The following is a 26559-nucleotide window of genomic DNA, read 5'->3' on the forward strand; positions in this document are numbered from 1 at the left end:
GCATGAACAGCACGCTTATCCAGACAGACCGTTTCGCCCTGAGCGAAACCGAGCGCTCGGCCATCGAGCACGAAATGCACCACTACGAGGACCCGCGCGCGGCGTCCATCGAAGCCCTGAAGATCGTTCAGAAGGAACGCGGCTGGGTGCCGGACGGCGCCATTCACGCCATCGGCGAAGTGCTGGGCATTCCGGCCAGCGACGTCGAAGGTGTAGCCACCTTCTACAGCCAGATTTTCCGCCAGCCAGTCGGCCGCCACATCATCCGCGTGTGCGACAGCATGGTCTGCTACATCGGCGGCCACGAATCGGTGGTCAGCCAGATCCAGAGCGAACTGGGCATCGGCCTTGGCCAGACTACCGCAGACGGCCGCTTCACCCTGCTGCCGGTATGCTGCCTGGGCAACTGCGACAAAGCCCCGGCGCTGATGATCGACGACGACACCTTCGGTGACGTGCAGCCGGCTGGCGTTTCCAAACTGCTGGAGGGTTACGTATGACCATTACTTCCTTCGGCCCGGCCAATCGCATCGCGCGCACGGCCGAAACCCACCCGCTGACCTGGCGCCTGCGTGACGACGGCGAACCGGTATGGCTGGCCGAGTATGAATCGAAGAACGGCTACGCCGCCGCGCGCAAGGCGCTGGCAGACATGTCCGCCGACGATATCGTGCAAAGCGTCAAGGACTCCGGCCTCAAGGGCCGTGGTGGCGCCGGCTTCCCCACCGGGGTGAAGTGGGGCCTGATGCCCAAAGACGAATCCATGAACATCCGCTACCTGCTGTGCAACGCGGACGAAATGGAGCCCAACACCTGGAAGGACCGCATGCTGATGGAGCAACAGCCCCATCTGCTGGTGGAGGGCATGCTGATCAGCGCCCGCGCCCTGAAGGCCTACCGCGGCTACATCTTCCTGCGCGGCGAATACACTACCGCCGCGAAGAATCTCAACCGCGCCATCGATGAAGCCAAGGCCGCAGGCCTTTTGGGCAAGAACATCCTGGGCAGCGGTTTCGATTTCGAGCTGTTCGTGCACACCGGTGCCGGGCGCTACATCTGCGGTGAAGAAACCGCGCTGATCAACTCGCTGGAAGGCCGCCGCGCCAACCCGCGCTCCAAACCGCCCTTCCCTGCTGCCGTGGGTGTATGGGGCAAACCGACCTGCGTGAACAACGTCGAAACCCTGTGCAACGTGCCAGCCATCGTCGCCAACGGCAACGACTGGTACAAGTCGCTGGCCCGTGAAGGCAGCGAAGACCACGGCACCAAGCTGATGGGCTTCTCCGGCAAGGTCAAGAACCCGGGCCTGTGGGAGCTGCCGTTCGGCGTTACCGCCCGCGAGCTGTTCGAGGACTACGCCGGTGGCATGCGTGACGGCTTCAAGCTCAAGTGCTGGCAGCCAGGCGGCGCCGGTACCGGCTTCCTGCTGCCCGAGCACCTCGACGCGCAGATGTACGCCGGTGGCATCGCCAAGGTCGGCACCCGCATGGGTACGGGCCTGGCCATGGCGGTAGACGACAGCGTCAACATGGTGTCGCTGCTGCGCAACATGGAAGAGTTCTTCGCCCGCGAGTCGTGTGGCTGGTGCACCCCTTGCCGTGACGGCCTGCCGTGGAGCGTGAAAATGCTGCGCGCACTGGAAAACGGCCAGGGCCGCGCCGAAGACATCGAGACGCTGCTGGGGCTGGTCAACTTCCTCGGCCCAGGCCGTACCTTCTGTGCTCACGCACCGGGTGCCGTCGAGCCATTGGGCAGTGCCATCAAATACTTCCGTTCGGAGTTCGAGGCCGGTGTGGCGCCTGAAAGCGCTGGCACCCTGCGCCCGAACCTGGCGAAGCCGATTGTGGTCGGCGCATAAAAAGATAGAACGCGGGTGGTCCGTGCCACCCGCCAGCCCGCCGGCAGGCCCGAATGACTCGTGGCGTGCCGCAGGCTCACCGATTTCCATTAGCCACGCCCGCTCACGCGGGCCAACGAAGAACTTTGAACAATGGCCACTATCCACGTAGACGGCAAAGCGCTCGAAGTCAACGGTGCTGACAACCTGTTACAGGCGTGTCTGTCACTCGGCCTCGACATCCCTTATTTCTGCTGGCACCCCGCGCTTGGTAGCGTGGGTGCCTGCCGGCAGTGCGCGGTCAAGCAGTACACCGACGAGAACGACACCCGTGGTCGTATCGTTATGTCCTGCATGACCCCTGCTTCCGACGGCACCTGGATCTCCATCGACGATGAAGAGTCCAAGGCGTTCCGCGCCAGCGTCGTCGAATGGCTGATGACCAACCACCCGCACGACTGCCCGGTGTGCGAGGAAGGCGGTCACTGCCACCTGCAGGACATGACGGTAATGACCGGCCACAACGAGCGCCGCTACCGTTTCACCAAGCGTACCCACCAGAACCAGGACCTCGGCCCGTTCATCGCCCATGAGATGAACCGCTGCATCGCCTGCTATCGCTGCGTGCGCTACTACAAGGACTACGCCGGCGGGACCGACCTGGGTGTCTACGGCGCCCACGACAACGTGTACTTCGGTCGCGTCGAAGACGGCGTGCTGGAAAGCGAGTTCTCCGGCAACCTGACCGAAGTCTGCCCAACGGGCGTGTTCACCGACAAGACCCACTCCGAGCGCTACAACCGGAAGTGGGACATGCAGTTTGCCCCGAGCATCTGCCATGGCTGCTCCAGCGGCTGCAACATCAGCCCAGGCGAGCGCTATGGCGAGCTGCGCCGTATCGAAAACCGCTTCAACGGTTCGGTGAACCAGTACTTCCTGTGCGACCGCGGCCGCTTTGGCTACGGTTACGTCAACCGCACGGACCGCCCGCGCCAGCCACAACTGGCCGACGGCACCAAGCTGGGCCTGGACGCCGCCCTGGACAAGGCCGCCGACCTGCTGCGCGGCCGCACCATCGTCGGCATCGGTTCGCCACGTGCCAGCCTCGAAAGCAACTACGGCCTGCGTGAGCTGGTCGGTGCCGAGTACTTCTACTCGGGCATGGAAGCTGGCGAGCTGGCCCGGGTACGCCTGGCCCTGGACGTGCTGAACAACAGCCCGCTGCCGGTGCCGACCCTGCGCGATATCGAAGACCACGACGCCGTGTTCGTGCTGGGTGAAGACCTGACCCAGACCGCTGCCCGCGTCGCCCTGGCTGTGCGCCAGGCGACCAAGGGCAAGGCCGAGGCCATGGCCGAAGCGATGAAGGTGCAGCCTTGGCTCGACGCTGCCGTGAAGAACATCGGCCAGCACGCGCTGTACCCGCTGTTCATCGCTTCGCTGGCGCAAACCAAGCTGGACGACGTGGCGGAAGAGTGTGTACACGCAGCCCCCGCCGACCTGGCCCGCCTCGGCTTCGCCGTGGCTCACGCCATCGACCCGAGCGCCCCGGCTGTCGAAGGCCTGGACGCCGAAGCCAAAGCCCTGGCCCAGCGCATCGCCGACGCCCTGGTGGCCGCCAAGCGCCCATTGGTGGTAGCGGGCACTTCGCTGGCCGACCCGGCCCTGATCGAAGCCGCCGCCAACATCGCCAAGGCCCTGAAGCTGCGCGAGAAAAACGGCTCCCTGAGCCTGGTGGTGCCAGAGGCCAACAGCATCGGCCTGGCCATGCTCGGTGGCGAGTCGGTGGATGCCGCGCTGGACGCCGTCATCAGCGGCAAAGCCGATGCGATCGTGGTGCTGGAAAACGACCTGTACGCCCGCGTAGCGGCTGCCAAGGTCGACGCAGCCCTGGCGGCCGCCAAAGTGGTGATCGTCGCCGACCACTCGAAAACCCCGACGGTCGACCGCGCCCACCTGGTGTTGCCGGCCGCCTCGTTCGCCGAAGGCGACGGTACCCTGGTCAGCCAGGAAGGCCGTGCCCAGCGCTTCTTCCAGGTGTTCGACCCGCAGTACCTGGACAGCAGCATCCAGATCCACGAAGGCTGGCGCTGGATGCACGCCCTGCGTGCCACCCTGCTGAACAAGCCGGTCGACTGGACGCAACTGGACCACGTCACCAGCGCCTGTGCGGCTGCCGCGCCGCAACTGGCCGGCATCGTCAATGCCGCGCCAAGCGCCGCGTTCCGCATCAAGGGCATGAAGCTGGCCCGCGAGCCGCTGCGCTACTCCGGCCGTACCGCCATGCGCGCCAACATCAGCGTGCACGAGCCACGTACCCCGCAAGACAAGGACACCGCGTTCGCCTTCTCCATGGAAGGCTACTCGGGTTCGGCCGAACCGCGCCAGCAGGTGCCGTTCGCCTGGTCGCCGGGCTGGAACTCGCCGCAAGCCTGGAACAAGTTCCAGGACGAGGTCGGTGGCCACCTGCGTGCTGGTGACCCGGGCGTGCGCCTGATCGAGTCGCAAGGCGACCGCCTGAACTGGTTCAGCGCCATTCCGGGCGCCTTCAACCCGGCCCGTGGCACCTGGACGACGGTGCCGTTCTTCCACCTGTTCGGCAGTGAAGAAAGCTCCTCGCGCGCCGCCCCGGTGCAACAGCGTATTCCGGCGGCCTACGTGGCCCTGGCCAAGTCCGAGGCCGACCGCCTGGGCGTCAACGAAGGTGCGCTGCTGAGCCTGACCGTTGCCGGTGTGGCCCTGCGCCTGCCGCTGCGTATCAATGAAGAGCTGGGCGCTGGCCTGGTCGCGCTGCCGAAAGGCCTGGCCGGCATTCCGCCTGCCATCTTCGGTGCACCCGTCGAAGGTCTGCAGGAGGCAGCACAATGAGCTGGTTCACCCCCGAAGTGATCGATGTGATCATCCAGGTCGTCAAGGCTATCGTGGTGCTGTTGGCCGTGGTGGTCTGCGGCGCGCTGCTCAGCTTCGTCGAACGCCGCTTGCTGGGCTGGTGGCAGGACCGCTACGGTCCGAACCGTGTCGGCCCGTTCGGCATGTTCCAGATCGCAGCCGACATGCTGAAGATGTTCTTCAAGGAAGACTGGAACCCGCCCTTCGTCGACAAGATGATCTTCACCCTGGCGCCAGTCGTGGCCATGAGCGCCCTGCTGATCGGCTTCTCGATCATCCCGATCACCCCGGGCTGGGGCGTCGCCGACCTGAACATCGGCCTGCTGTTCTTCTTCGCCATGGCCGGCCTGTCGGTCTACGCGGTGCTGTTTGCCGGCTGGTCGTCGAACAACAAGTACGCCCTGTTGGGCAGCTTGCGGGCTTCGGCACAGACCGTGTCGTACGAAGTGTTCCTGGGCCTGGCGCTGATGGGCGTGGTGGTGCAGGTGGGTTCGTTCAACATGCGCGACATCGTCGAGTACCAGGCGCAGAACCTGTGGTTCATCATTCCGCAGTTCTTCGGCTTCTGCACCTTCTTCATCGCTGGCGTGGCCGTGACTCACCGTCACCCGTTCGACCAGCCGGAAGCGGAACAGGAACTGGCCGACGGCTACCACATCGAGTATGCCGGCATGAAGTGGGGCATGTTCTTCGTCGGTGAGTACATCGGCATCATCCTCATCTCGGCGCTGCTGGTAACCCTGTTCTTCGGCGGCTGGCACGGCCCGTTCGGCATCCTGCCGCAACTGCCGTTCCTGTGGTTCGCATTGAAGACCGCGTTCTTCATCATGCTGTTCATCCTGCTGCGCGCCTCGATCCCGCGCCCACGCTATGACCAGGTGATGGACTTCAGCTGGAAGTTCTGCCTGCCGCTGACCCTGATCAATTTGCTGGTGACCGCTGCGCTCGTGCTCTACAACACGCCAGCCGTCGCGGCCCAGTGAGGATTTGACCCATGTTCAAGTATATCGGCGACATCGTTAAAGGCACCGGCACCCAGCTGCGCAGCCTGGCCATGGTGTTCTCCCACGGGTTTCGCAAACGCGACACCCTGCAGTACCCCGAAGAGCCCGTGTACCTGCCGCCGCGCTACCGCGGCCGCATCGTGCTCACCCGCGACCCCGACGGCGAGGAGCGCTGCGTAGCGTGCAACCTCTGCGCGGTGGCCTGCCCGGTCGGCTGCATCTCGCTGCAGAAAGCCGAAACCGAGGACGGCCGCTGGTACCCGGAGTTCTTCCGCATCAACTTCTCACGCTGCATCTTCTGCGGCCTGTGTGAAGAAGCGTGCCCGACCACCGCGATCCAGCTGACTCCGGATTTCGAAATGGCCGAGTTCAAGCGTCAGGACCTGGTGTACGAGAAAGAAGATCTGCTGATCTCCGGCCCCGGCAAGAACCCTGACTACAACTTCTACCGTGTTGCGGGTATGGCCATCGCTGGCAAGCCGAAAGGCGCTGCACAGAACGAAGCCGAGCCGATCAACGTGAAGAGCTTGCTCCCATAAGGACAGAAAGATGGAATTCGCTTTCTACTTCGCATCCGGGATCGCCGTGGTGTCCACCCTTCGGGTGGTGACCGGCACCAACCCCGTGCACGCCTTGCTTTACCTGATCATTTCGCTGATTTCCGTGGCCATGATCTTCTTCTCCCTGGGTGCACCGTTCGCCGGTGCCCTGGAAGTGATCGCCTACGCCGGCGCCATCATGGTGCTGTTCGTGTTCGTGGTGATGATGCTCAACCTCGGGCCGGCTTCGGTGGCCCAGGAGCGCGGCTGGCTCAAGCCCGGCATCTGGGCCGGGCCGGTCATCCTTGGCGCCCTGCTGCTGGCAGAGCTGCTGTACGTGCTGTTCGTCACCCCGAGCGGCGCCGGCATCAGCGGTACCACCGTGGGCCCGAAAGCCGTGGGGGTCAGCCTGTTCGGCCCCTACCTGCTGGTGGTCGAACTGGCGTCGATGCTGCTGCTGGCGGCAGCTGTGACCGCCTTCCACCTGGGCCGCAACGAGGCGAAGGAGTAAATCATGGGTGCTATCCCTCTCGAACATGGCCTGGCAGTCGCCGGCATCCTGTTCTGCTTAGGTCTGGTTGGCCTGATGGTCCGCCGCAACATCCTCTTCGTGCTCATGAGCCTGGAAGTCATGATGAACGCCTCTGCCCTGGCGTTCGTCGTCGCCGGGGCCCGTTGGGTCCAGCCCGACGGCCAGGTGATGTTCATTCTGGTGATCAGCCTGGCAGCTGCCGAGGCCAGCATTGGCCTGGCCATCCTGCTGCAGCTGTACCGCCGGTTCCACACTCTCGACATCGATGCTGCCAGTGAGATGCGCGGATGAACCTTCTCTTCCTGACTTTCGTCTTTCCCCTCATCGGCTTCCTGCTGCTGTCGTTCTCGCGCGGACGGTTCTCGGAGAACCTGTCCGCGCTGATCGGCGTCGGCTCGGTAGGCCTGTCGGCGGCCACGGCCGCCTACGTCATCTGGCAATTCAACGTCGCCCCACCTGAAGGCGGCGCTTACAGCCAGTTGCTGTGGCAATGGATGTCGGTGGACGGCTTCGCGCCGAACTTCACCCTGTACCTGGACGGCCTGTCGGTCACCATGCTCGGCGTGGTCACCGGTGTCGGCTTCCTGATCCACCTGTTCGCCTCCTGGTACATGCGTGGCGAAGCCGGCTACTCGCGCTTCTTCTCGTACACCAACCTGTTCATCGCCAGCATGCTGTTCCTGATCCTTGGCGATAACCTGCTGTTCATCTACTTCGGCTGGGAAGGCGTGGGCCTGTGCTCGTACCTGTTGATCGGCTTCTACTACAGCAACCGCAACAACGGTAATGCCGCGCTCAAGGCATTCATCGTCACCCGCATCGGCGACGTGTTCATGGCCATCGGCCTGTTCATCCTGTTCGCCCAGCTGGGTACCTTGAACGTGCAGGAGCTGCTGGTGCTGGCACCACAGAAATTCCAGGCGGGCGACACCTGGATGGTGCTGGCAACGCTGATGCTGCTGGGCGGTGCGGTGGGTAAATCGGCCCAGCTGCCACTGCAGACCTGGCTGGCGGACGCGATGGCCGGCCCGACCCCGGTTTCGGCACTGATCCACGCCGCGACCATGGTGACTGCGGGCGTGTACCTGATCGCCCGTACCAACGGCCTGTTCCTGCTGGCACCCGACATCCTGCACCTGGTAGGCGTAGTCGGTGGCGTGACCCTGGTACTGGCCGGCTTCGCTGCGCTGGTGCAAACCGACATCAAGCGTATCCTCGCCTACTCGACCATGAGCCAGATCGGCTACATGTTCCTGGCCCTGGGCGTCGGTGCCTGGGACGCCGCGATCTTCCACCTGATGACCCACGCGTTCTTCAAGGCACTGCTGTTCCTGGCCTCCGGTGCGGTGATCGTGGCCTGCCACCACGAGCAGAACATCTTCAAGATGGGCGGCCTGTGGAAGAAACTGCCCCTGGCCTATGCCAGCTTCGTGGTCGGTGGCGCCGCCCTGGCCGCCCTGCCGATCGTGACGGTAGGCTTCTACTCCAAGGACGAGATCCTCTGGGAAGCCTTCGCCAGTGGCAACACCGGCCTGCTGTACGCCGGCCTGGTGGGCGCGTTCATGACCTCGCTGTACACCTTCCGCCTGATCTTCATCGCCTTCCACGGCGAAGCCAAGACCGAAGCGCATGCCGGCCACGGCATCAGCCACTGGCTGCCGCTGGGCGTACTGATCGTGCTGTCGACCTTCATCGGTGCCTGGATCACCCCACCGCTGGCCGGCGTGCTGCCTGAAAGCGCCGGCCATGCCGGTGGCGCCGCCAAGCACGCGCTGGAAATCACCTCGGGGTCGATCGCCATTGCCGGTATCCTGCTGGCAGCCCTGCTGTTCCTGGGCAAGCGCAGCTTCGTCAGTGCGGTGGCCAACAGCAGCATCGGCCGCGTGCTTTCGGCCTGGTGGTTCGCTGCCTGGGGCTTCGACTGGATCTACGACAAGCTGTTCGTCAAACCTTACCTGCTGATCAGCCACATGCTGCGCAAGGATCCGGTTGACCGCGGCATTGCCCTCATCCCTCGCCTGGCTCGCGGCGGCCACGTCGCCATGAGCAAGACCGAGACAGGCCAACTGCGCTGGTACACCGCCTCGATCGCCGTTGGCGCAGTGCTGGTACTCGGCGCTGTGGTAGTGGCTGCGGTATGACCATGAACTTTGCGAACCTTGCGACCCTGCAAAAGGAAACGAACCCGTCATGATTTTGCCTTGGCTGATCCTGATCCCCTTCATCGGCGGCTTCCTGTGCTGGCTGGGTGAGCGCTTCGGCGCCACCCTGCCGCGCTGGATCGCGCTGCTGACCATGTCCCTGCTGCTAGGCATCGGCCTGTGGCTGTGGGCTCACGGCGATTACACCCTCGCCCCCGCACCTGGCGCCGAACCGGCCTGGGCCCTGGAATACAAAGTCCAGTGGATCCAGCGCTTCGGCATCAGCATCCACCTGGCCCTCGATGGCCTCTCGCTGCTGATGATCCTGCTTACCGGCCTGCTCGGTGTGCTGTCGGTCCTGTGCTCGTGGAAAGAAATCCAGCGTCACGTCGGCTTCTTCCACCTCAACCTGATGTGGATCCTGGGCGGCGTGGTCGGTGTGTTCCTGGCACTGGACCTGTTCCTGTTCTTCTTCTTCTGGGAAATGATGCTGGTGCCGATGTACTTCCTCATCGCGCTCTGGGGTCACAGCTCGGCAGATGGCAAGAAGACCCGGATCTACGCGGCGACCAAGTTCTTCATCTTCACCCAGGCCAGCGGCCTGATCATGCTGGTGGCGATCCTTGGCCTGGTCCTGGTCAACTACAACACCACCGGCGTGCTCACCTTCAACTACAGCGACCTGCTCAAGGCCCAGTTGCCTGCGGGCGTGGAATACCTGCTGATGCTGGGCTTCTTCATCGCCTTTGCGGTGAAGCTGCCGGTGGTGCCGTTCCACTCCTGGTTGCCTGACGCTCACGCCCAGGCGCCCACTGCAGGTTCCGTGGACCTGGCCGGTATCCTGCTGAAGACTGCGGCCTATGGCCTGCTGCGCTTCGCCCTGCCGCTGTTCCCGAACGCCTCGGCCGAGTTCGCGCCGATTGCCATGACCCTGGGCCTGATCGGCATCTTCTACGGTGCGTTCCTGGCCTTCGCGCAAACCGACATCAAGCGCCTGATCGCCTTCTCCAGCGTCTCGCACATGGGCTTCGTGCTGATCGGTATCTACTCCGGCAGCCAGCAGGCCCTGCAAGGCGCGGTAATCCAGATGCTGGCCCACGGCCTGTCGGCTGCCGCGCTGTTCATCCTGTCGGGCCAGCTGTACGAGCGCCTGCACACCCGTGACATGCGCCAGATGGGCGGCCTGTGGCACCGTATCGCCTACCTGCCCGCCATCAGCCTGTTCTTCGCCGCTGCCTCGCTGGGCCTGCCCGGCACCGGCAACTTCGTCGGCGAGTTCCTGATCCTGCTCGGCAGCTTCGTGCATGTACCGTGGATCACCGTGATCGCCACCACCGGCCTGGTATTTGGCTCGGTGTACTCGCTGATCATGATCCACCGCGCCTACTTCGGCCCGGCCAAGAGCGACACCGTACTGGCCGGCATGGACGGTCGCGAGCTGATCATGGTGCTGGGCCTGGCGGTCCTGCTGATCCTGCTGGGCGTGTATCCGCAGCCATTCCTCGACACCTCTGCCGCCACCATGAGTGGTGTGCAGCAGTGGCTCGGCTCCGCTTTCACTCAACTCGCTTCGGCCCGGTAAGAGCGCTATGGAATTCACCACTCAACACTTCATCGCATTGGCGCCGATGCTGATCACCACCATCACCACGGTGGTGGTGATGCTGGCGATCGCCTGGAAGCGCAACCACTCGCAAACCTTCCTGCTGTCCACCGTGGGCCTGAACCTGGCGCTGCTGTCGATCCTGCCGGTGCTGAAGGTGGCACCGTTGGCGGTCACCCCGCTGCTGACCATCGACAAGTTCGCCTGCCTGTACATGGCGATCATCCTGGTGGCCACGCTGGCTTGCGTCACCCTGGCCCACGCCTACCTGGGCGAAGGCTCCAAAGGCTTCCCGGGCAACCGTGAAGAGCTCTACCTGCTGCTGCTGATGTCGGCACTCGGTGGCCTGGTGCTGGTCAGCGCCAACCACCTGGCGGGGCTGTTCATCGGCCTGGAGCTGCTGTCGGTGCCGGTCTACGGCCTGGTGGCCTATGCGTTCTTCAACAAGCGCTCGCTGGAAGCCGGTATCAAGTACATGGTGCTGTCGGCCGCCGGTTCAGCGTTCCTGCTGTTCGGCATGGCCTTGCTGTACGCCGACGCCGGCAGCCTGAGCTTCGACCAGATTGGCAAGGCCCTGGCGGCTACCAGCATGCCAAGCCTGGTGGCCCAACTGGGCCTGGGCATGATGCTGGTCGGCCTGGCCTTCAAGCTGTCGCTGGTACCTTTCCACCTGTGGACCCCGGACGTGTACGAAGGCGCCCCGGCGCCGGTTGCCGCATTCCTGGCAACCGCAAGCAAGGTCGCGGTGTTCGCCGTGGTCGTGCGCCTGTTCATGCTCTCCCCTGCTGCCAGCAGCGGCGTGCTGAGCACCGTACTGGCGGTCATCGCCGTTGCCTCCATCCTGGTCGGTAACCTGCTGGCGCTGACCCAGAGCAACCTCAAGCGCCTGCTTGGTTACTCGTCCATCGCCCACTTCGGTTACCTGCTCATCGCCCTGATCGCCAGCAAGGGCCTGGCCCTGGAAGCCATGGGCGTGTACCTGGTCACCTACGTGATCACCAGCCTGGGCGCCTTCGGGGTCATCACCCTGATGTCCTCGCCCTATGGCGGCCGTGACGCCGATGCCCTGTACGAATACCGCGGCCTGTTCTGGCGCCGCCCGTACCTGACTGCAGTGCTGACCGTGATGATGCTGTCGCTGGCGGGCATCCCGCTGACCGCCGGTTTCATCGGCAAGTTCTACATCATCGCCACCGGTGTCGAGTCGCACCTGTGGTGGCTGGTTGGTGCCCTGGTGATCGGCAGCGCCATCGGCGTGTACTACTACCTGCGTGTCATGGTCACCCTGTACCTGGTCGAGCCGAACCTGCGTCGCCACGACGCACCGCTGAAGTGGGAGCAGCGCACCGGTGGCGTCATGCTGCTGGCCATCGCCATTCTTGCTTTCGTACTGGGTGTATACCCGCAACCCCTGCTGGAAATGGTCCAGCAAGCCGGCCTGCAACTGATCGGCTGATTACCCTGGCAATGAAAACACCCCGCTGATGCGGGGTGTTTTTTTATGTGCGCGTTTTATGTCGCTGAGCATGCCAGCTCATTCACCAGGGCTACCCAGCCCTGCGCCCGGCAGGGCCGCCTTGCGCAAATCACCATTGGCAGAAGGCAGGTAGACTTCCGGGTTGGGCATGCCGCTGGGCGACAGTTCATGGGTCATTTCGAATTCGGCACGTACCGACCAGCCACAGGCCTCGGTTGTGCATTGCAAATAAGCAATGCGCAGGAAAATATGGCGACCTTCACTGGTGCGGATGCGCATCCTGCTGTGGCAGTGCGGGCAGACAAGCTTGTAAGTACTCACGGCAAGTACCTGCAAGCACTGTTCAGGTTCAACTTCAGTGAGAATGCTCGCCGGAGTGTGTCAGTATTGGCCACAAAATCGGGACTATTCTTCAGTTTGGTGTTTCTCATTGCAGAAATGCTCCTTAAAACGCAGGGCTGTATTCATAACGAGTAGTTTAAGCCCATGGAATATCATTAAACCAGTCATGGATATTTGTTATGAGTACTCACGTACTGGCTGCGGTGCTCACGCGGCTCAAGCTTCTAACTGGCGCGCAGTCCGACGCCGATCTTTCGCGCGCACTGTCGGTGAGCCCGCAGACGCTCAGCAGCTGGAAGGTGCGCGATAGCATTCCCTATTCCCTTTGCATCGAGATCGCCAGGCAACATGCCTGCTCGCTGGACTGGCTTCTGCTCGGCCATGGCGAGCAGGCCCCGGCAAGCCGGGGCCTGACGGGTTGGGAAGCCGATGTGCTCGAGCGCCTGCGCACCTTGTCCCCCAGCGACCGCCAAGCCATCTTGCTGTTCATCGAAGACAAGCAGCGAATCCGGCAACTGGAACAGCGGTTGAGCGAGCTGGCGGGTTAACCCCGCTTACGCCAGCGCTGGATCAGTTCACGCGGGTCGAGGGTGTCGACCAGCACCATGACCTTCAGGCTGACCGGAATGACGATTACCGCTGCCACAAAACCGGCCATGCCACGTGACAGCAAGGGCACCGACTCCGAAATCAGCGGCTCGAACAAATGGCCCACGCCTACGGTGACAAACACCAGCAAGAGTTTCTTGGCCAGTGTCAGCCGCTTGGCGGTGTTGGTGATCAACCGGTCGCGTGCGGCACTGACCAGCAACGCCCCCAGCAACGCGGCGAACAACACATTGCCATCCACCCCCAGCATCTGCGCCAGGGTTGAACCCAAGTGGTCGCAGAACCATTGTTCAGGCATGTTTCAGCCCTCGTCGCGGTCCAGCAAGGCAAGGCGCGGAACCCAAGGTATGCAGGATCGCGGCTTCGACAAAACGGGTGTAACACACGTGCAAGGCGCGCCCATGGTCATGCCCGGCCACGTCCTCGAGGCGTTGGTAGCCCCGCTCACGCAGCGCAGCTCGCCAGCGGGCGAACTCGCTTGCCGCGGCAATCACGGCACAGCGCGCGGCCACCTCCAGCGCCGCATCACTGACTGGCTGCTGCAGCTTCAGCCGTTCATGCAACCTGCCCAAGTCCACCCGCGGCCAGAACGGGTCGTGGCTATCGGCAATGCGTGGTAGGCGATCGGTACTCATGCGTCACCTCCTCATTGCTCGGCCAGCATGCCGTAACGAATAGCCTTGATCACTGCAGCTACCCGGGTGGGCACATCGAATTTGCGCAGGATGTTGGACACGTGGAAATTCACGGTCGACTCCTTGCACGCCAGGATCTGCCCGATTTCCCAGGAACTCTTGCCATAGGCGCACCACAGCAGCACCTGCTGTTCACGTGGTGTCAGGCGCACCGGGGCGTCCGCCAGAGGGTGCTGCGAATGTCGAGCGTTGTCGGTCATGTTTGAACTCCACGGGTGAGTGAGCACGGCACGCTTGCCGATCTGCGTTCACCTTACGAAGCCCGGGCGGCAGCCTCCATCGCCGCCGCTTGTAAAGAACTTTCGTACAAAAGCGTCTGACGAAAGCAGCGGGAAAATGAGTGCTTTTCTTCGTGCTCCCGGCGGCATTTCGCTCGTCTCAACGCCGTTGTCCATTCGCTTTTCGCCTGGAGTCGTACAATGCGTCGCGTTATGCCCCTGTCATCCTGCCTGGGCCTGCTGGCTGCCATGGGCGCCACCCAGCCCGTCGTGGCGGCACCCTCGGTCGAGCTCGACCAGGTTCTGATCACCGACGAGGAGCAGACCGAACTGACGGCCGCCACCCAGCGCCTGCGCGAAATACCGGGCGCCAGCAACCTGGTGGACATGCAACGCGTCGGCCAAGGCCGGGTGGCCAGCAACCAGGACGTGCTGGCCTACCAGCCCGGTGTGTTCGCACAATCGGCAGGCAACGACGGGATCAAGTTGTCGATCCGCGGCTCAGGCCTCAATCGTGCCCCGGGGGCACATGGCTCTGGCATCTACACGATGTTCGACGGGCTGCCATTGACCGGCCCGGGGGGTACCCCCTACGAGCTGTTCGAACCCTTGTGGCTAAGCCGCGCCGAGGTGTTGCGCGGCGCCAACGGCTTCGATCAGGGCGCGCTGGCACTGGGTGGCGCGATCAACTACGTCACCCACACCGGCTATGACGCTGCACCGCTGCAGGTACGCTATGAGGTGGGCAGCCGCGGCTACCAGCATCGGCATATCAGCTCGGGCCAGGTGCTGGGCAACCTCGACTACTACGTCGCGTTGACCGATGCCGAATACGACGGTTACCAGGCTCACAGCAGCGGCAGTGCCAAGGGCGTGGCTGCCAATGTCGGCTACCGCTTCAACCCCAACCTCGAAACGCGCTTCTACCTGCGCTACCGGGAAACCGAGAACGAACTGGCCGGGCGCCTGACCAAGGACCAGATCAAGCACCACCCTCGGGCGGCCAACCCGGCCTACCTGGCCCGTGACGATAGCCGCCCGCAACCGGGCAGCACCCGGGTAGGCAACAAGACTACCTTCTACCTCGACGATGACGCGCGGGTGGAAGCCGGCCTGGTCTACCACGACTACCCCATGGACCTACGCGAAGGGCCGATGCGCTTGAAGGTGGCCTATACCGACGTCAGCGGCACGCTCAACTATTCGCGCCGCGACAGCCTGTACGGCCACGAGAGCAAGACCACCCTCGGCTGGCGCACCACCAAACACCTGCCCAACAGCGGCGCCTCGCAGTTCGCCCGCACTGGCGACGTGTTCGGTGCAAGAACGCGGGACTTCACCTACCAGGGCTCCGATACCGTGCTGCATGCCGGCAATGACCTGGAACTGGTGCCCAACCTGTGGCTGACCACCGGCCTGGCCATGATCTACACCCGGCGTGAAAGCGACGTCACCTACCCTGCCGAGGGCGGCAAAGTGAGCATGCATGACTGGGATTACGCCCCCCGTGTGGGCTTGCGCTACGACCTTCGGCCGGACCTGCAGGTGTATGGCAACCTCAGCCGTTCGGTGGAGCCGCCACACCCCTGGTCGCTGATCTGGAGCGCACCGAGTACTGGCGGCAAACAGATCCAGCCGATCGAAATGCAGAACCAGACTGCAACCACCCTGGAAGTGGGCGCACGTGGCGATTCGGCCATCGGCCGCTGGGACCTGGCCTGGTACTACGCACAGGTGCGCCACGAACTGCTCGCCGTGGAAGTGGTGCCGAACTTCACCTCCGAGTTCAATGCCAGCACCACAGTGCACCAAGGTGTGGAAGCCGGCCTCGTCAGCACCTTGTGGGAACGCGCAGGCACGGGCAAGTTGAGCCTGCGCCAGGCCTATACATTCAGTGATTTCCACTACCGCGATGACGAGGCGTTCGGTGACAATCGCCTGCCTGGCATCCCCATGCACTATTACCAGGCCGAGCTGCGCTACGACTGGTCGAACGGTTTCCATGCCGGGGTGAATACCCAGCTGGCATCCAAGGTTCAGGTGGACTACGCCAACAGCTACCACGCTGATGAATATGCCCTGCTCGGCGCGCGTATCGGTTGGGATTCACCCCGCCAGGACTGGCAAACCTGGCTGGACCTGCGCAACCTCACCAACCAGCGTTATGCAGCGACGGTGACGCCCGCCTACAACGATGCCGGTAATGACAATGCGCGCTCCACCCCGGGCGAAGGCTTTAGCGTATACGCCGGGGTTTCCTACAGCTTCCGCTAACGCATGGCGCCCCTTGCAGCAGCGGGCCAGGCCACTGCGGCAAGGGGCATCCCACGAGTGGGTTGGCGGTTCAGACCGACCGGTTCAGCTTCACCCATGAAGCAAACTTGTCGATGAAGGCCTGCAGGAATGGCCGGGTCTTGTCGTTGAGCTTGCCCGACTCGTCGAACAGGTTGGCGGCACCGCCAATGTAGGCTTCGGGCATCTGCATGCACGGCATGTCCAGAAATACCAGCGCCTGGCGCACGGCATGGTTGGCACCAAAGCCGCCGATAGCCCCTGGCGAAACGCTCACCACCGCAGTGGGCTTGCCGCTCCAGGCACTGTGCCCGTAAGGCCGCGAGCCAACGTCAATGGCGTTCTTCAGGCAGCCGGGGACCGAGCGGTTGTATTCAGGGGTGACGAACAGCACGGCATCGCTACGGCGGATCTCCTCGCGAAACCGTGTCCAGGACTGAGGAGCGCCTTCGGCCTCGACATCCTCGTTGTACAGCGGCAGATCGCCAATTTCGACGATTTTCAGGGCAAGACTGGACGACGCCAGCTCCGCAAGCGCGCGGGCGACCTTACGGTTGTAGGACTCCTTGCGCAAGCTACCTACAACAACCGCAACCGAATACACCTGGCTCATGGCAATTTCCTACCTATACGGGTTAAAGGACGTTGTAGTTATAGATGACCGTTTCTCGCCGCTTTGGTTTTTTTTCATCGACGCGAAAACTTCCAGCCCTCCTGCACGGTCTATGACTACAGACATTTCCTACGTATTTCAGAGGTTTCCACCCAAATGGCAGCAGTAATGGTCGGCCAATTCCACGCCCGTGACGCCGAAGGCCGCATCTACCCCGTGCACGAGTTCCAGGAGTCGACCCTGCAACTTGACGGCAGCACACTGGGCGCCCCCATCACCACCTACCGCCTGGCCATCGGCGACAAGGTCAATTACCTGGGTGAAAACCGCTTCGAGCTGGCCCGCAGCGGTGTCGAGCTCATTCGCATTCCGTGAAGCAAGCCGTGGCGCATGGCCGGTGATGGATGACCGGCAGCAGAAAGACAGATAGCCACAATCAGCCGGCAGATGCCTCGGTCAGCAGCTGCCACATCGAAGGCCCGCCTGCCGATTTGGCTATGGCTGCCAACCGCTCGGCATGCGCTTCCAGCTCTTGGGCATTGGCCATGATCACGCGCCCCGGCGCTCGCCCGGTGATCCGGCGGATTTCGCTGCCGCCGCCAGCCTGCCCGTCACCCTCGGCATCCGCCCCATGACCGGCCAGCGACAGGCTGGTCTGGCCACCGGTCATCGCCAGGTAGACGTCGGCCAGCAGTTCCGAGTCGAGCAGTGCGCCGTGCAGCTCGCGGCCCGAGTTGTCGATATCGTAGCGTTTGCACAGCGCATCGAGGCTGTTGCGCTGCCCCGGGTGGCGCGAACGCGCCAGCAACAAGGTGTCGAGAACGGTGCAGTACTGCGACACGTCCGCGCGATGCTGCTGGCCCAGCAAGGCGAATTCGTTGTTGATGAAGCCTACGTCGAACGCCGCGTTGTGGATGACCAGCGTGGCGCCCTGGATGAACTCGAAGAATTCATCGGCCACATCGGCGAAGCGCGGCTTGCCGACCAGAAACGCGTCGGTGATGCCGTGGACGTTGATCGCCCCCTCGTCACTTTCGCGGTCCGGCTGCAGGTAGACATGGAAGTGCCGCCCGGTCAGCCGCCGGCCGATCACCTCGACACAGCCGATTTCGATGATCCGGTGACCTTCGCCAACCGGCATACCCGTGGTCTCGGTATCGAGAATCACGTACCGTTTATCTTGCTGCTGCTCCACGCCGGGCGCTCCAACTTGCATCAGTTACAAAGCGGCGATTGTACCCCAGCTCAACGCTGGGCGCGCACCTCATCGACCCCACGGTTGGCCAACTGGTCGGCCCGTTCGTTGCCGGGGTGGCCGATGTGCCCGCGTACCCACTTCCAGGTGACCTTGTGGCGGTTGACCTGCTCATCGAGCAGTTGCCACAGGTCGGCGTTTTTTACCGGCTCCTTGGCCGCGGTTTTCCAGCCGCGCTTCTTCCAGTTGACCATCCACTCGTTGATGCCCTTCATCACATATTGCGAGTCGGTGGTCAGCACGACTTCGCATTCACGCTTGAGCGACATCAGCCCCTGGATCGCCGCCATCAGCTCCATGCGGTTGTTGGTGGTTTCACGTTCGCCGCCCCACAGTTCCTTCTCGACGCCCTTGTAGATCATCAGCACCCCCCAACCACCCGGGCCAGGGTTGCCCTTGCAGGCACCATCGGTAAACATTTCGACGCTATCGCTCATGTACCACTCTTGAATTCAGTGCTTGTCAGTTTCAGGGTTGGCTGCCGTGCGGTTGACCTTGGCCAGCGGCAGCGGCAGCAGCTTGCCCATGGGCTCGCGACGCTGCTGACGCAGGGGCCGCAGCCCGACAACCATCTTGCGCGCCACCAGCAGGTAGACCCCACCACCGGCACCTTGCCAGCCGCCGGCCAGCCGCTCCCAGCCTTGCAGGCGCTGCTGCCAGGCCGGTGAGGCAAGCGGCGGACGATAGCACCCGAAGCGGCGTTTCTCCAGCGCGAAGCCCAGCAGGTTGAGCCAGTCGCCAACCCGCGACGGCGAGATGCAGCGCGCCTTGCGCAAGGCGCCATGGCTGAAGAAATGGCGCATGCCCCAACTGCTCCACGGGTTGATGCCCACGATCAGCAAATGCCCGCCCGGGCGCACGGCACTGGCTGCCTCGCGCAGCAGGCCATGCGGCGACAGGCAGAAGTCCAGGCCATGCTGCAGCACCACCACGTCGGCAGCATGCTCGCTCAGCGGCCAGGCCTGTTCCTCGCAGACAATTTCAACCCCAGGCAACGGCGCACCAAGGCGCACATTGCGCTGCACCTGGGGTGCCTGGGGCGGTGCTTCGGCGCAGGGCCCGTAATGCACCAGGTAACCGCCAAAAAAGCGCCCCAGCTCTTCCTCCAGCAGTTGGTCTTCTTCCTTGAGCATCAGTTGGCCGAGTGGGCCATTGAACCACTCACGGGCCAGGCTGATCAGCTCGACCCAGTCCGGATCGGCCTGGGCAAAGGCTTGGTCGGTCATTGCGCTCTCCCTCGAAGGTTCTCCCGCCGCGCCATCGCGGCTAAGATGCCTTCATGTGCCACGCTAGGTGAATCGGATCCGCACCATGATACAGATCGATGCTCTTCCCGCTTTCTCCGACAACTACATCTGGTTGTTACAGGATACTGCCAAACGCCGTTGTGCGGTGGTCGACCCCGGCGACGCCGGCCCGGTGGAGCGTTGGCTGGCCGCCAACCCCGGCTGGGCGCTGAGCGACATCCTCATTACCCACCACCACACCGACCACGTCGGCGGCGTGGCACGGCTCAAGCAACTGACCGGCGCGCGGGTCTGTGGCCCGGCCAACGAGCAGATTCCCTGCCGTGACCTGGCGCTGGACGAGGGCGCCGAGGTCGAAGTGCTGGGCGTGGTGTTCCAGGTGCTGGCGGTGCCCGGCCACACCCTGGGCCATATCGCTTTCTTCAGTGACCAGCCGTCGGAAACCCCGCTCCTGTTCAGCGGCGATACCCTGTTCGCGGCCGGTTGCGGGCGCATGTTCGAGGGCACGCCCGAGCAGATGCAACCCGCCTTGGCCCGCCTGGCGGCCCTGCCCGCGCACACCCAGGTGTACTGCGCCCACGAATACACGCTTGCCAACCTGCGCTTCGCCAAGGCCGTCGAGCCCGACAACCCGCATGTGCAGCAGCGCTTCGACGAGGTGACCCGGTTGCGCGCCGACCAGCGCATCACATTGCCGTCGACAATTGGCCTGGAGCGCCTGACCAACCCTTTTTTGCGCACCTCTGAAACATTAGTTAAACAAAAAGCAGACGAATGGAAGGGACATTCAAACGCTACGCATGTCGCTGTTTTTGCTGCCTTGAGGTCTTGGAAAGACACCTTCTGATAACCGCAAGATATATCGCAATCTGTGCTCAACGGTTGACCCGGCCCGGAGCGGTTTCTAGAATCGCCGAAATTTTTTGCCCGGATACCTGTCTCAGCCGATGTCTTCCCGTAGCCGCAGAACCTCTCATTCAGTCGCCCTGACGCGCCTGGCCCAAATCAGTGCGCTGGCTCTGGCCGCCACTCTGGTGGGTTGCCAGAGCAACCGTCAGCTCGACGAATCCGATAGCGTTCGCGCGCACAACTACCAGGCGCGGATCAAGCACAAGCCCGCGCCGCTGCTGGTCAAGCCGGCCGAGCAGGCGCCACAGGACGTGTGGGAGCGAATGCGCCAGGGCTTTGCCCTGCAGGACAGCATCGACGTCAACCCGCGCATCGAGCAACAGCGTTTGTGGTTCGCCAGCAACCCCACCTTCATCGAAAGCGCTGGCGAGCGCGGCAGCCTGTACCTGCACTACATCGTCGAGCGCCTCGAGGAGCGTGACATGCCCCTGGAGCTGGCGCTGCTGCCAGCCATCGAAAGCGCCTACAACCCGATGGCGTATTCGCGGGCCAGCGCCGCAGGCATGTGGCAGTTCATGCCGGCAACCGGTCGCCACTTCAACCTGCGCCAGACCAATTTCTATGACGGCCGCCGCGACATTACGGCCTCGACCAATGCTGCGCTGGACTACCTGACCCGCCTGCATGACATGTTCAACGGCGACTGGCTGCTGGCGCTGGCCGCCTACAACGCCGGCGAAGGCACGGTCAGCCGCGCCATCGAGCGCAACGAGAAGCTTGGCCTGCCGACCGACTACTGGAACCTGCCACTGCCGCAGGAAACCCGTGACTACGTACCCAAGTTGCTGGCGCTGTCGCAGGTGGTGTCCACGCCTGAAGCCTATGGCGTCAATCTCACCCCGATCGCCAACGAACCGTACTTCGAAGCAGTGGCGATCAACGAACGCTTGGACCTGACCCGGGTTGCCGCCTTCGCCAACATCGACGAGGACGAGCTGATCCAGCTCAACCCGGCGTTCAAGAAACGCATGACCGTCGATGGCCCGAAACAGCTGCTGGTGCCAACCGCCAAAGCACAGCTGCTCAGTGCCAGCCTGTCCAACCTCAACCCCGAGCAACTGGTCAGCCTGCAACCGCCAAAAGCCGCATTCGCCCGCGCCGTGGCCGAAGCCAAGGCACCGGTGGCCACGCGTAGCTACCGGGTCAAGCGGGGTGACAACCTCGGTGCCATCGCCAAGGCCAACCGCGTATCGATCAAGGACATCAAGCGCTGGAACCGCCTGTCCGGCAACAACCTGCGCGCTGGCCAGGTCCTGGCCCTGCGCGGCGGCAACGCCCCGAGCGCCGCCGGCAATCGCGTAGCGGCGTCGGCGCAGCGCTCTACCCAGTACAAGGTGCGCAAGGGTGACTCGCTGTACCTGGTGGCCAAGCGCTTCAACGTGGAAATGAAGCACCTCAAGCGCTGGAACCCGCGCAGCGGTCATGCCCTCAAGCCCGGGCAGACCCTGACCGTCTACGTCGGGCATTGAAAGTCGCAAGCTGCAAGCTGCAAGAAAAAAGCAATTCGCGTACACCGCCGCTTTTTCTTGAAGCTTGAAGCTTGCCGCTCTCTTTTTCCCACCCCCCCAAGCTGTTACTGTACGCCGACAAAAGCCCAACGTCTCTGGATCGGATGCCGACTTGATACGTCCCCTCCTGCTGTCAATCAGCCTGGCCTTGAGCTTTCCCGCAGTCGCGATGGTGAGCGAAAGCCACGGATACGCGCAGTTCGGCACGCTCAAGTACCCAGCCACGTTCACCCACTTCGACTGGGTCAACCCGCAAGCGCCCAAAGGCGGCACGTTGCGGGCAATGGCCTTTGGCACCTTCGACACCCTCAACCCCTATACCTTCAAGGGGTCGAGCCCGGTTACCACGCCCAACTTCCAGCAGTACGGTATCAGCGAGCTCAACGAGCCGCTGATGGTCGGTACCGGCCAATACGACCCGTCCGGCGACGAGCCCACCTCCAGCTACGGCCTGATTGCCCGCTCGGTGGAGTACAGCGAGGACCGTAGCTGGGTGGTGTTCAACCTGCGCCCGGAAGCCCGCTGGCATGACGGCAAGCCGATCACCTCGGCAGACGTGGCCTTCTCCTACCGCACGTTGCTCAAGGACGGCCACCCGATCTACCGCACCAACCTGCAGGAGGTGCAGCGGGTCGATATCCTCGGCCCGCTGCGCATCCGCTTCGTGTTCAAGCGCGCTGGCAACCCACTGCTCATCCTGCGCCTGGGCGAGATGCCAGTGCTGCCCAAGCACTACTGGCAGCACCGTGACTTCAAGGCCACTACCTTCGAGCCGCCATTGGGCAGTGGCCCGTACCGCATCACCGAGGTGCAGCCGGGGCGCCGGCTGGTGTTCGAGCGCGTCAAGCGTTACTGGGGCAAGGACCTCGCCGTCAACCGAGGCAAGTACAACTTCGATCGCGTGGAGTACGAATTCTACCGTGATGCCACCGTGGCCTTCGAAGCGTTCAAGGCCGGTGAATTCGACATCTATATCGAACACCAGGCGAAGAACTGGGCCAACGGCTACAACTTCCCGGCCGTGCGCCGTGGCGAGGTGATCAAGGCGCAGATCCCGCACCGCATCCCCACGCAAACCCAGGGCCTGTTCATGAACAGCCGCCGGGCGACCTTCAGCGACCCGCGGGTACGCCAGGCACTGGGGCTGATGCTCGACTTCGAGTGGACCAACCGCGCCCTGTTCAGCAACGCCTACCGGCGCTCGACCAGCTACTACCCCAACAGTGATTTCGCCGCCAGTGGTGTGCCCACCGGCAAGGAATGGCTGCTGCTGGCCCCATTCCGTGACCAGTTACCCGCCAAACTGTTCAGCGAACCGTACCAGGTCAGCCACACCGCCGGCCGTGGCGTCAGCCGCGAAACCTTGCGCCAGGCACTGGCCCTGCTCGCCGAGGCGGGGTGGAAGCTGAACGGCCAGCGCCTGGTCGACAGCAAAGGCCAGCAGTTGCGCATGGAGCTGTTGCTGGTAAACCCCAACCTTGAACGCATCCTGCAACCTTATGTCGAAAATCTGTCCAGCATCGGTATCGATGCGCGCTTGCGCACCGTGGACCGTGCCCAGTACAAACAACGCCTGGACCAGTTCGATTTCGACATGATTCTGATGACCCTCAATCAGACCCTGAGCCCCGGCCTGGAGCAGTGGTTGTACTTCCATTCGAGCCAGGCCGGCACCAAGGGCAGCAAGAACTATGCAGGGGTCAAGGACCCGGTGGTCGACCACCTGCTCGACACCCTGTTGGCCGCACGCACCCGCGACGACCAGGTGGCTGCCGCCCGCGCCCTGGACCGCGTCCTCTCATGGCAGTACTACATGATCCCCAACTGGTACCTGGACAACCATCGCCTGGCCTACCGCAACCGGTTCGCCTTCGTCACCACACCGCCCTATACCCTTGGGCTGAACAGCTGGTGGATAAAGACTTCGGAGAAAGCCCAATGATGCCAACGCACCGCCTGCGCCGGCTGGCTGGCAGCCTGTTGCTCGCCTGCCTGAGCCTTCCCGCCCTGGCCGCACCGCAACATGCGCTCACCCTGTACGACGAGCCGCCCAAATACCCTGCCGACTTCAAGCACTTCGACTACGTGAACCCCGAGGCGCCCAAGGGTGGCACCTTCCGCCAGTCCAGTTTCGGCGGGTTCGACAGCCTCAACCCGTTCATCAACAAGGGCGTGCCGGCCGAAAACATCAGCATCATCTACGACACCCTGATGCGCCAGAGCCAGGACGAACCCTTCACCGAATATGGCCTGGTCGCCGGCAAGATCGAGAAAGCCCCGGACAACAGCTGGGTGCGCTTCTACCTGCGCCCCGAAGCACGTTTCCACGATGGCCACCCCATGCGTGCCGACGACGTGGTGTTTACCTTCAACGCCCTGATCAAGGATGGTGCGCCGCTGTATCGTCAGTACTATGCCGACGTCGCCGAGGTGGTCGCCGAAGACCCGTTGAAAGTGCTGTTCAAGTTCAAGCACCGGAACAACCGTGAACTGCCGCTGATCCTCGGGCAGTTGCCCGTGTTGCCCAAGCACTGGTACGAGAACCGCGACTTCAACCGCGGCAACCTGGAAATTCCGCTGGGCAGCGGCCCGTACAAGGTGGCCGAGGTCAAGGCCGGGCGCTCGGTACGCTACGAGCGGGTCAAGGACTACTGGGCCAAGGACCTGCCGATCAACCGTGGGTTCTACAACTTCGATGTCATGACCTTCGACGCCTACCGTGACACCACCGTAGCCCTGCAAGCACTCAAGGCCGGCGCGTTCGACTATGGCCTGGAAGTCAGCGCGAAAAACTGGGCCACCGCCTACGACGTGCCCGCCGTGCGCGAAGGCAGGCTGATCAAGGAAGAGCTGCCCAACGGCAACCCCACTGGCATGCAGGGCTTCATTTTCAACATCCGCCGGCCGGTATTCCAGGATGTGCGCGTACGCCACGCCTTGAGCCTGCTGCTGGACTATGAATGGACCAACAAGCAACTGTTCAACGGTGCCTACACCCGTACCGGCAGTTACTTCGAAAACTCGGAAATGGCCGCCCGTGGCTTGCCCAGCGCCAGCGAACTGAAGATCCTCGAGCCGCTGCGCGGCAAAGTACCCGACCAGGTGTTCACCGAGGCCTTCCACAACCCGGTCAGCGACGGCAGCGGCATGATCCGCGAGCAGCAGCGCCAGGCCTACAAGCTGCTGCAGGAGGCCGGCTGGAAAATCGTCGACGACAAGATGGTCGATGCCCAGGGCAAACCGGTAAGCATCGAGTTCCTGCTGGCGCAGACCGAGTTCGAACGCATCCTGCTGCCGTTCAAGCGCAACCTGGCTGACCTGGGTATCGAGCTGAACATCCGCCGGGTCGATGTTTCGCAGTACATCACCCGCCTGCGCTCACGCGATTTCGACATGATCGTCGGCGGCTATCCGCAGTCCAACTCGCCCGGCAACGAGCAGCGCGAATTCTGGTCCAGTGCCGCCGCCGACAACCCCGGCAGCCGCAACTTCATCGGCCTGCGCGACCCGGCCATCGACCAGCTGGTCGACCAGCTGATCAATGCCGACTCGCGCCAAAGCCTGATCGACCATTGCCGCGCCCTCGACCGGGTATTGCTGTGGGGCTATTACGTGATCCCCAACTGGCACATCAAGACCTGGCGGGTCGCCTACTGGAACCACATCGGGCACCCGAAGGTGTCGCCCAAGTACGACATCGGCATCGACACCTGGTGGATCAAGCCCGGGGTAAGCCCGGCCGTCAGCGCAGCCCCTGCGGACGAGGCCAACTGAGATGCTGGCCTACATCCTGCGCCGCCTGCTGCTGATCATCCCGACCCTGTTCGGCATCCTCATCATCAACTTCATCATCGTCCAGGCTGCCCCCGGTGGCCCGGTCGAACAGATGATCGCCAAGCTCGAAGGCTTCGAGGGTGCCACCAGCCGCATTGCCGGTGGCGGTGCCGAGGTGTCCGTGGCGGGCTCCAACTACCGTGGCGCCCAAGGCCTGGACCCGGCGCTGATCGCCGAAATCGAGCGCATGTACGGGTTCGACAAATCGCCGCCCGAACGCCTGTGGATCATGATCAAGAACTACGCCCGACTGGATTTCGGCGACAGCTTCTTCCGCGATGCCAAGGTCATCGACCTGATCATCGAAAAGATGCCGGTGTCGATCTCGCTGGGGCTGTGGAGCACCCTGATCATGTACCTGGTGTCGATCCCGCTGGGCATCGCCAAGGCGGTACGCCATGGCAGCCACTTCGACGTGTGGACCAGTTCGGCGATCATCGTCGGCTATGCGATCCCCGCCTTCCTGTTCGCCATTCTGCTGATCGTGCTGTTCGCCGGCGGCAGCTACTTCGACTGGTTCCCGCTGCGCGGCCTCACCTCCAACAACTTCGATGAGCTGAGCACCACCGGCAAGGTGCTGGACTACTTCTGGCACCTGGTGCTGCCAATCACCGCGCTGGTCATCGGCAACTTCGCAACCATGACCCTGCTGACCAAGAACAGCTTCCTCGACGAAATCAACAAACAATACGTGGTGACCGCCAAGGCCAAAGGCCTGAGCCGGCCACGGGTGCTGTATGGCCATGTGTTCCGCAACGCCATGCTGCTGGTGATTGCCGGCTTCCCTTCGGCGTTCATCGGTATCTTCTTCACCGGCTCCCTGCTGATCGAGGTGATCTTCAGCCTCGACGGCCTGGGCCTGATGAGCTTCGAGGCGGCCATCAACCGCGACTACCCGGTGGTCTTCGGCACCCTGTTCATCTTCACCCTGCTGGGGCTGGTGGTGAAACTGATCGGCGACCTGACCTACACCCTGGTCGATCCACGCATCGACTTTGCCAGCCGGGAGCACTGA

Annotated in this window: 26 protein-coding genes; 18 read left to right on the forward strand and 8 right to left on the reverse strand. The window is 63.2% G+C overall.

What is annotated here, in order from left to right; translation table 11 throughout:
- Nucleotides 1-2: 2 nt before the first annotated feature.
- From nuoE to nuoN, 10 genes are all read left to right on the forward strand, one after another.
- Nucleotides 3-500 (forward strand): NADH-quinone oxidoreductase subunit NuoE, encoded by a 498-nt coding sequence (nuoE, locus tag AACG97_RS18660; protein WP_003251433.1) that lies wholly within the window; start codon nucleotides 3-5, stop codon nucleotides 498-500.
- Nucleotides 497-1858 (forward strand): NADH-quinone oxidoreductase subunit NuoF, encoded by a 1362-nt coding sequence (gene nuoF, locus AACG97_RS18665; RefSeq protein WP_009686424.1) that lies wholly within the window; start codon nucleotides 497-499, stop codon nucleotides 1856-1858. The genes nuoE and nuoF overlap by 4 nt, the downstream gene beginning before the upstream one ends.
- A 132-nt stretch (nucleotides 1859-1990) precedes the next feature.
- Nucleotides 1991-4705: an NADH-quinone oxidoreductase subunit NuoG gene (gene nuoG / locus AACG97_RS18670; RefSeq protein ID WP_225786087.1), complete on the forward strand. Its 2715-nt coding sequence runs from the start codon at nucleotides 1991-1993 to the stop codon at nucleotides 4703-4705.
- Complete coding sequence (gene nuoH / locus AACG97_RS18675) at nucleotides 4702-5709, forward strand: NADH-quinone oxidoreductase subunit NuoH (protein ID WP_029886631.1); 1008 nt, start codon at nucleotides 4702-4704, stop codon at nucleotides 5707-5709. Before nuoG ends, nuoH begins: the two co-directional genes overlap by 4 nt.
- A gap of 11 nt (nucleotides 5710-5720) precedes the next feature.
- Nucleotides 5721-6269, forward strand: a complete 549-nt coding sequence (gene nuoI, locus AACG97_RS18680; protein WP_016488223.1) for an NADH-quinone oxidoreductase subunit NuoI — start codon at nucleotides 5721-5723, stop codon at nucleotides 6267-6269.
- A 10-nt stretch (nucleotides 6270-6279) separates the two neighbouring features.
- Complete coding sequence (nuoJ, locus tag AACG97_RS18685; RefSeq protein WP_009686420.1) at nucleotides 6280-6780, forward strand: NADH-quinone oxidoreductase subunit J; 501 nt, start codon at nucleotides 6280-6282, stop codon at nucleotides 6778-6780.
- A gap of 3 nt (nucleotides 6781-6783) precedes the next feature.
- Nucleotides 6784-7092 carry an NADH-quinone oxidoreductase subunit NuoK gene (gene nuoK, locus AACG97_RS18690; protein WP_003251446.1) on the forward strand — a complete coding sequence of 103 codons (309 nt, stop codon included), beginning with the start codon at nucleotides 6784-6786 and terminating at the stop codon, nucleotides 7090-7092.
- A complete protein-coding gene (gene nuoL, locus AACG97_RS18695) occupies nucleotides 7089-8942 on the forward strand; it encodes an NADH-quinone oxidoreductase subunit L (protein WP_054904800.1) in 1854 nt (617 codons plus the stop codon). The genes nuoK and nuoL overlap by 4 nt, the downstream gene beginning before the upstream one ends.
- A gap of 49 nt (nucleotides 8943-8991) precedes the next feature.
- The gene (gene nuoM / locus AACG97_RS18700; RefSeq protein WP_029886633.1) at nucleotides 8992-10524 is read left to right on the forward strand and encodes an NADH-quinone oxidoreductase subunit M; all 1533 of its coding nucleotides are present in this window, start codon (nucleotides 8992-8994) and stop codon (nucleotides 10522-10524) included.
- 7 nt (nucleotides 10525-10531) lie between these two features.
- Nucleotides 10532-12001, forward strand: coding sequence for an NADH-quinone oxidoreductase subunit NuoN (gene nuoN / locus AACG97_RS18705; RefSeq protein ID WP_009686417.1), 1470 nt, complete (start codon nucleotides 10532-10534; stop codon nucleotides 11999-12001).
- Between the two features lie 78 nt (nucleotides 12002-12079).
- Here the strand turns inward: nuoN and AACG97_RS18710 are convergent, their stop codons facing one another.
- Nucleotides 12080-12343: an ogr/Delta-like zinc finger family protein gene (locus AACG97_RS18710; protein WP_110676793.1), complete on the reverse strand. Its 264-nt coding sequence runs from the start codon at nucleotides 12341-12343 to the stop codon at nucleotides 12080-12082.
- Nucleotides 12344-12543: 200 nt separating this feature from the next.
- On the opposite strand from AACG97_RS18710, the gene AACG97_RS18715 reads away from it, so the two are divergent.
- Nucleotides 12544-12912, forward strand: coding sequence for a helix-turn-helix domain-containing protein (locus AACG97_RS18715; RefSeq protein ID WP_029886636.1), 369 nt, complete (start codon nucleotides 12544-12546; stop codon nucleotides 12910-12912).
- On the opposite strand, the gene AACG97_RS18720 is transcribed toward AACG97_RS18715, so the two are convergent.
- Genes AACG97_RS18720 through AACG97_RS18730 form a run of 3 tightly spaced genes read right to left on the reverse strand, consistent with a single transcriptional unit; the run spans nucleotide 12909 to nucleotide 13868 of the window.
- On the reverse strand, nucleotides 12909-13271 hold the full coding sequence (locus AACG97_RS18720; protein WP_009686414.1) for a hypothetical protein: 363 nt from the start codon (nucleotides 13269-13271) through the stop codon (nucleotides 12909-12911). The genes AACG97_RS18715 and AACG97_RS18720 overlap by 4 nt on opposite strands.
- On the reverse strand, nucleotides 13264-13608 hold the full coding sequence (locus tag AACG97_RS18725) for a head completion/stabilization protein (protein ID WP_009686413.1): 345 nt from the start codon (nucleotides 13606-13608) through the stop codon (nucleotides 13264-13266). The genes AACG97_RS18720 and AACG97_RS18725 overlap by 8 nt, the downstream gene beginning before the upstream one ends.
- 11 nt (nucleotides 13609-13619) lie before the next feature.
- On the reverse strand, nucleotides 13620-13868 hold the full coding sequence (locus tag AACG97_RS18730) for a helix-turn-helix domain-containing protein (protein WP_009686412.1): 249 nt from the start codon (nucleotides 13866-13868) through the stop codon (nucleotides 13620-13622).
- Nucleotides 13869-14087: 219 nt separating this feature from the next.
- On the opposite strand from AACG97_RS18730, the gene AACG97_RS18735 reads away from it, so the two are divergent.
- On the forward strand, nucleotides 14088-16160 hold the full coding sequence (locus tag AACG97_RS18735) for a TonB-dependent receptor family protein (RefSeq protein WP_197885771.1): 2073 nt from the start codon (nucleotides 14088-14090) through the stop codon (nucleotides 16158-16160).
- 70 nt (nucleotides 16161-16230) lie between these two features.
- Here the strand turns inward: AACG97_RS18735 and AACG97_RS18740 are convergent, their stop codons facing one another.
- Complete coding sequence (locus AACG97_RS18740) at nucleotides 16231-16791, reverse strand: NADPH-dependent FMN reductase (protein WP_054904804.1); 561 nt, start codon at nucleotides 16789-16791, stop codon at nucleotides 16231-16233.
- Between the two features lie 156 nt (nucleotides 16792-16947).
- Here AACG97_RS18740 and AACG97_RS18745 point away from each other — a divergent pair, with 156 nt between their 5' ends.
- A complete protein-coding gene (locus AACG97_RS18745) occupies nucleotides 16948-17166 on the forward strand; it encodes a hypothetical protein (RefSeq protein WP_009686408.1) in 219 nt (72 codons plus the stop codon).
- Nucleotides 17167-17227: 61 nt separating this feature from the next.
- On the opposite strand, the gene dnaQ is transcribed toward AACG97_RS18745, so the two are convergent.
- Genes dnaQ through AACG97_RS18760 form a run of 3 tightly spaced genes read right to left on the reverse strand, consistent with a single transcriptional unit; the run spans nucleotide 17228 to nucleotide 19272 of the window.
- A complete protein-coding gene (dnaQ, locus tag AACG97_RS18750; protein ID WP_197885770.1) occupies nucleotides 17228-17986 on the reverse strand; it encodes a DNA polymerase III subunit epsilon in 759 nt (252 codons plus the stop codon).
- Nucleotides 17987-18036: 50 nt separating this feature from the next.
- A complete protein-coding gene (gene rnhA, locus AACG97_RS18755) occupies nucleotides 18037-18483 on the reverse strand; it encodes a ribonuclease HI (protein WP_029886642.1) in 447 nt (148 codons plus the stop codon).
- A 15-nt stretch (nucleotides 18484-18498) separates the two neighbouring features.
- Nucleotides 18499-19272 carry a class I SAM-dependent methyltransferase gene (locus tag AACG97_RS18760; protein WP_029886643.1) on the reverse strand — a complete coding sequence of 258 codons (774 nt, stop codon included), beginning with the start codon at nucleotides 19270-19272 and terminating at the stop codon, nucleotides 18499-18501.
- Between the two features lie 85 nt (nucleotides 19273-19357).
- On the opposite strand from AACG97_RS18760, the gene gloB reads away from it, so the two are divergent.
- The 5 genes from gloB to AACG97_RS18785 all read left to right on the forward strand — a co-directional run bounded on the left by gloB (nucleotide 19358) and on the right by AACG97_RS18785 (nucleotide 26559).
- Nucleotides 19358-20140: a hydroxyacylglutathione hydrolase gene (gene gloB, locus AACG97_RS18765; protein ID WP_115294425.1), complete on the forward strand. Its 783-nt coding sequence runs from the start codon at nucleotides 19358-19360 to the stop codon at nucleotides 20138-20140.
- A gap of 100 nt (nucleotides 20141-20240) precedes the next feature.
- Nucleotides 20241-21671, forward strand: a complete 1431-nt coding sequence (locus AACG97_RS18770; protein ID WP_115294426.1) for a lytic transglycosylase domain-containing protein — start codon at nucleotides 20241-20243, stop codon at nucleotides 21669-21671.
- Nucleotides 21672-21822: 151 nt separating this feature from the next.
- The gene (locus AACG97_RS18775; RefSeq protein WP_218567472.1) at nucleotides 21823-23652 is read left to right on the forward strand and encodes an extracellular solute-binding protein; all 1830 of its coding nucleotides are present in this window, start codon (nucleotides 21823-21825) and stop codon (nucleotides 23650-23652) included.
- Entirely contained in the window at nucleotides 23649-25484 is a 1836-nt protein-coding gene (locus tag AACG97_RS18780) for an extracellular solute-binding protein (protein ID WP_047149855.1), read from the forward strand. Before AACG97_RS18775 ends, AACG97_RS18780 begins: the two co-directional genes overlap by 4 nt.
- Nucleotide 25485: 1 nt before the next feature.
- Nucleotides 25486-26559, forward strand: a complete 1074-nt coding sequence (locus AACG97_RS18785) for a microcin C ABC transporter permease YejB (protein WP_009686399.1) — start codon at nucleotides 25486-25488, stop codon at nucleotides 26557-26559.

Source organism: Pseudomonas sp. Nvir, assembly GCF_963778085.1.
Lineage (GTDB): Bacteria > Pseudomonadota > Gammaproteobacteria > Pseudomonadales > Pseudomonadaceae > Aquipseudomonas > Aquipseudomonas juntendi.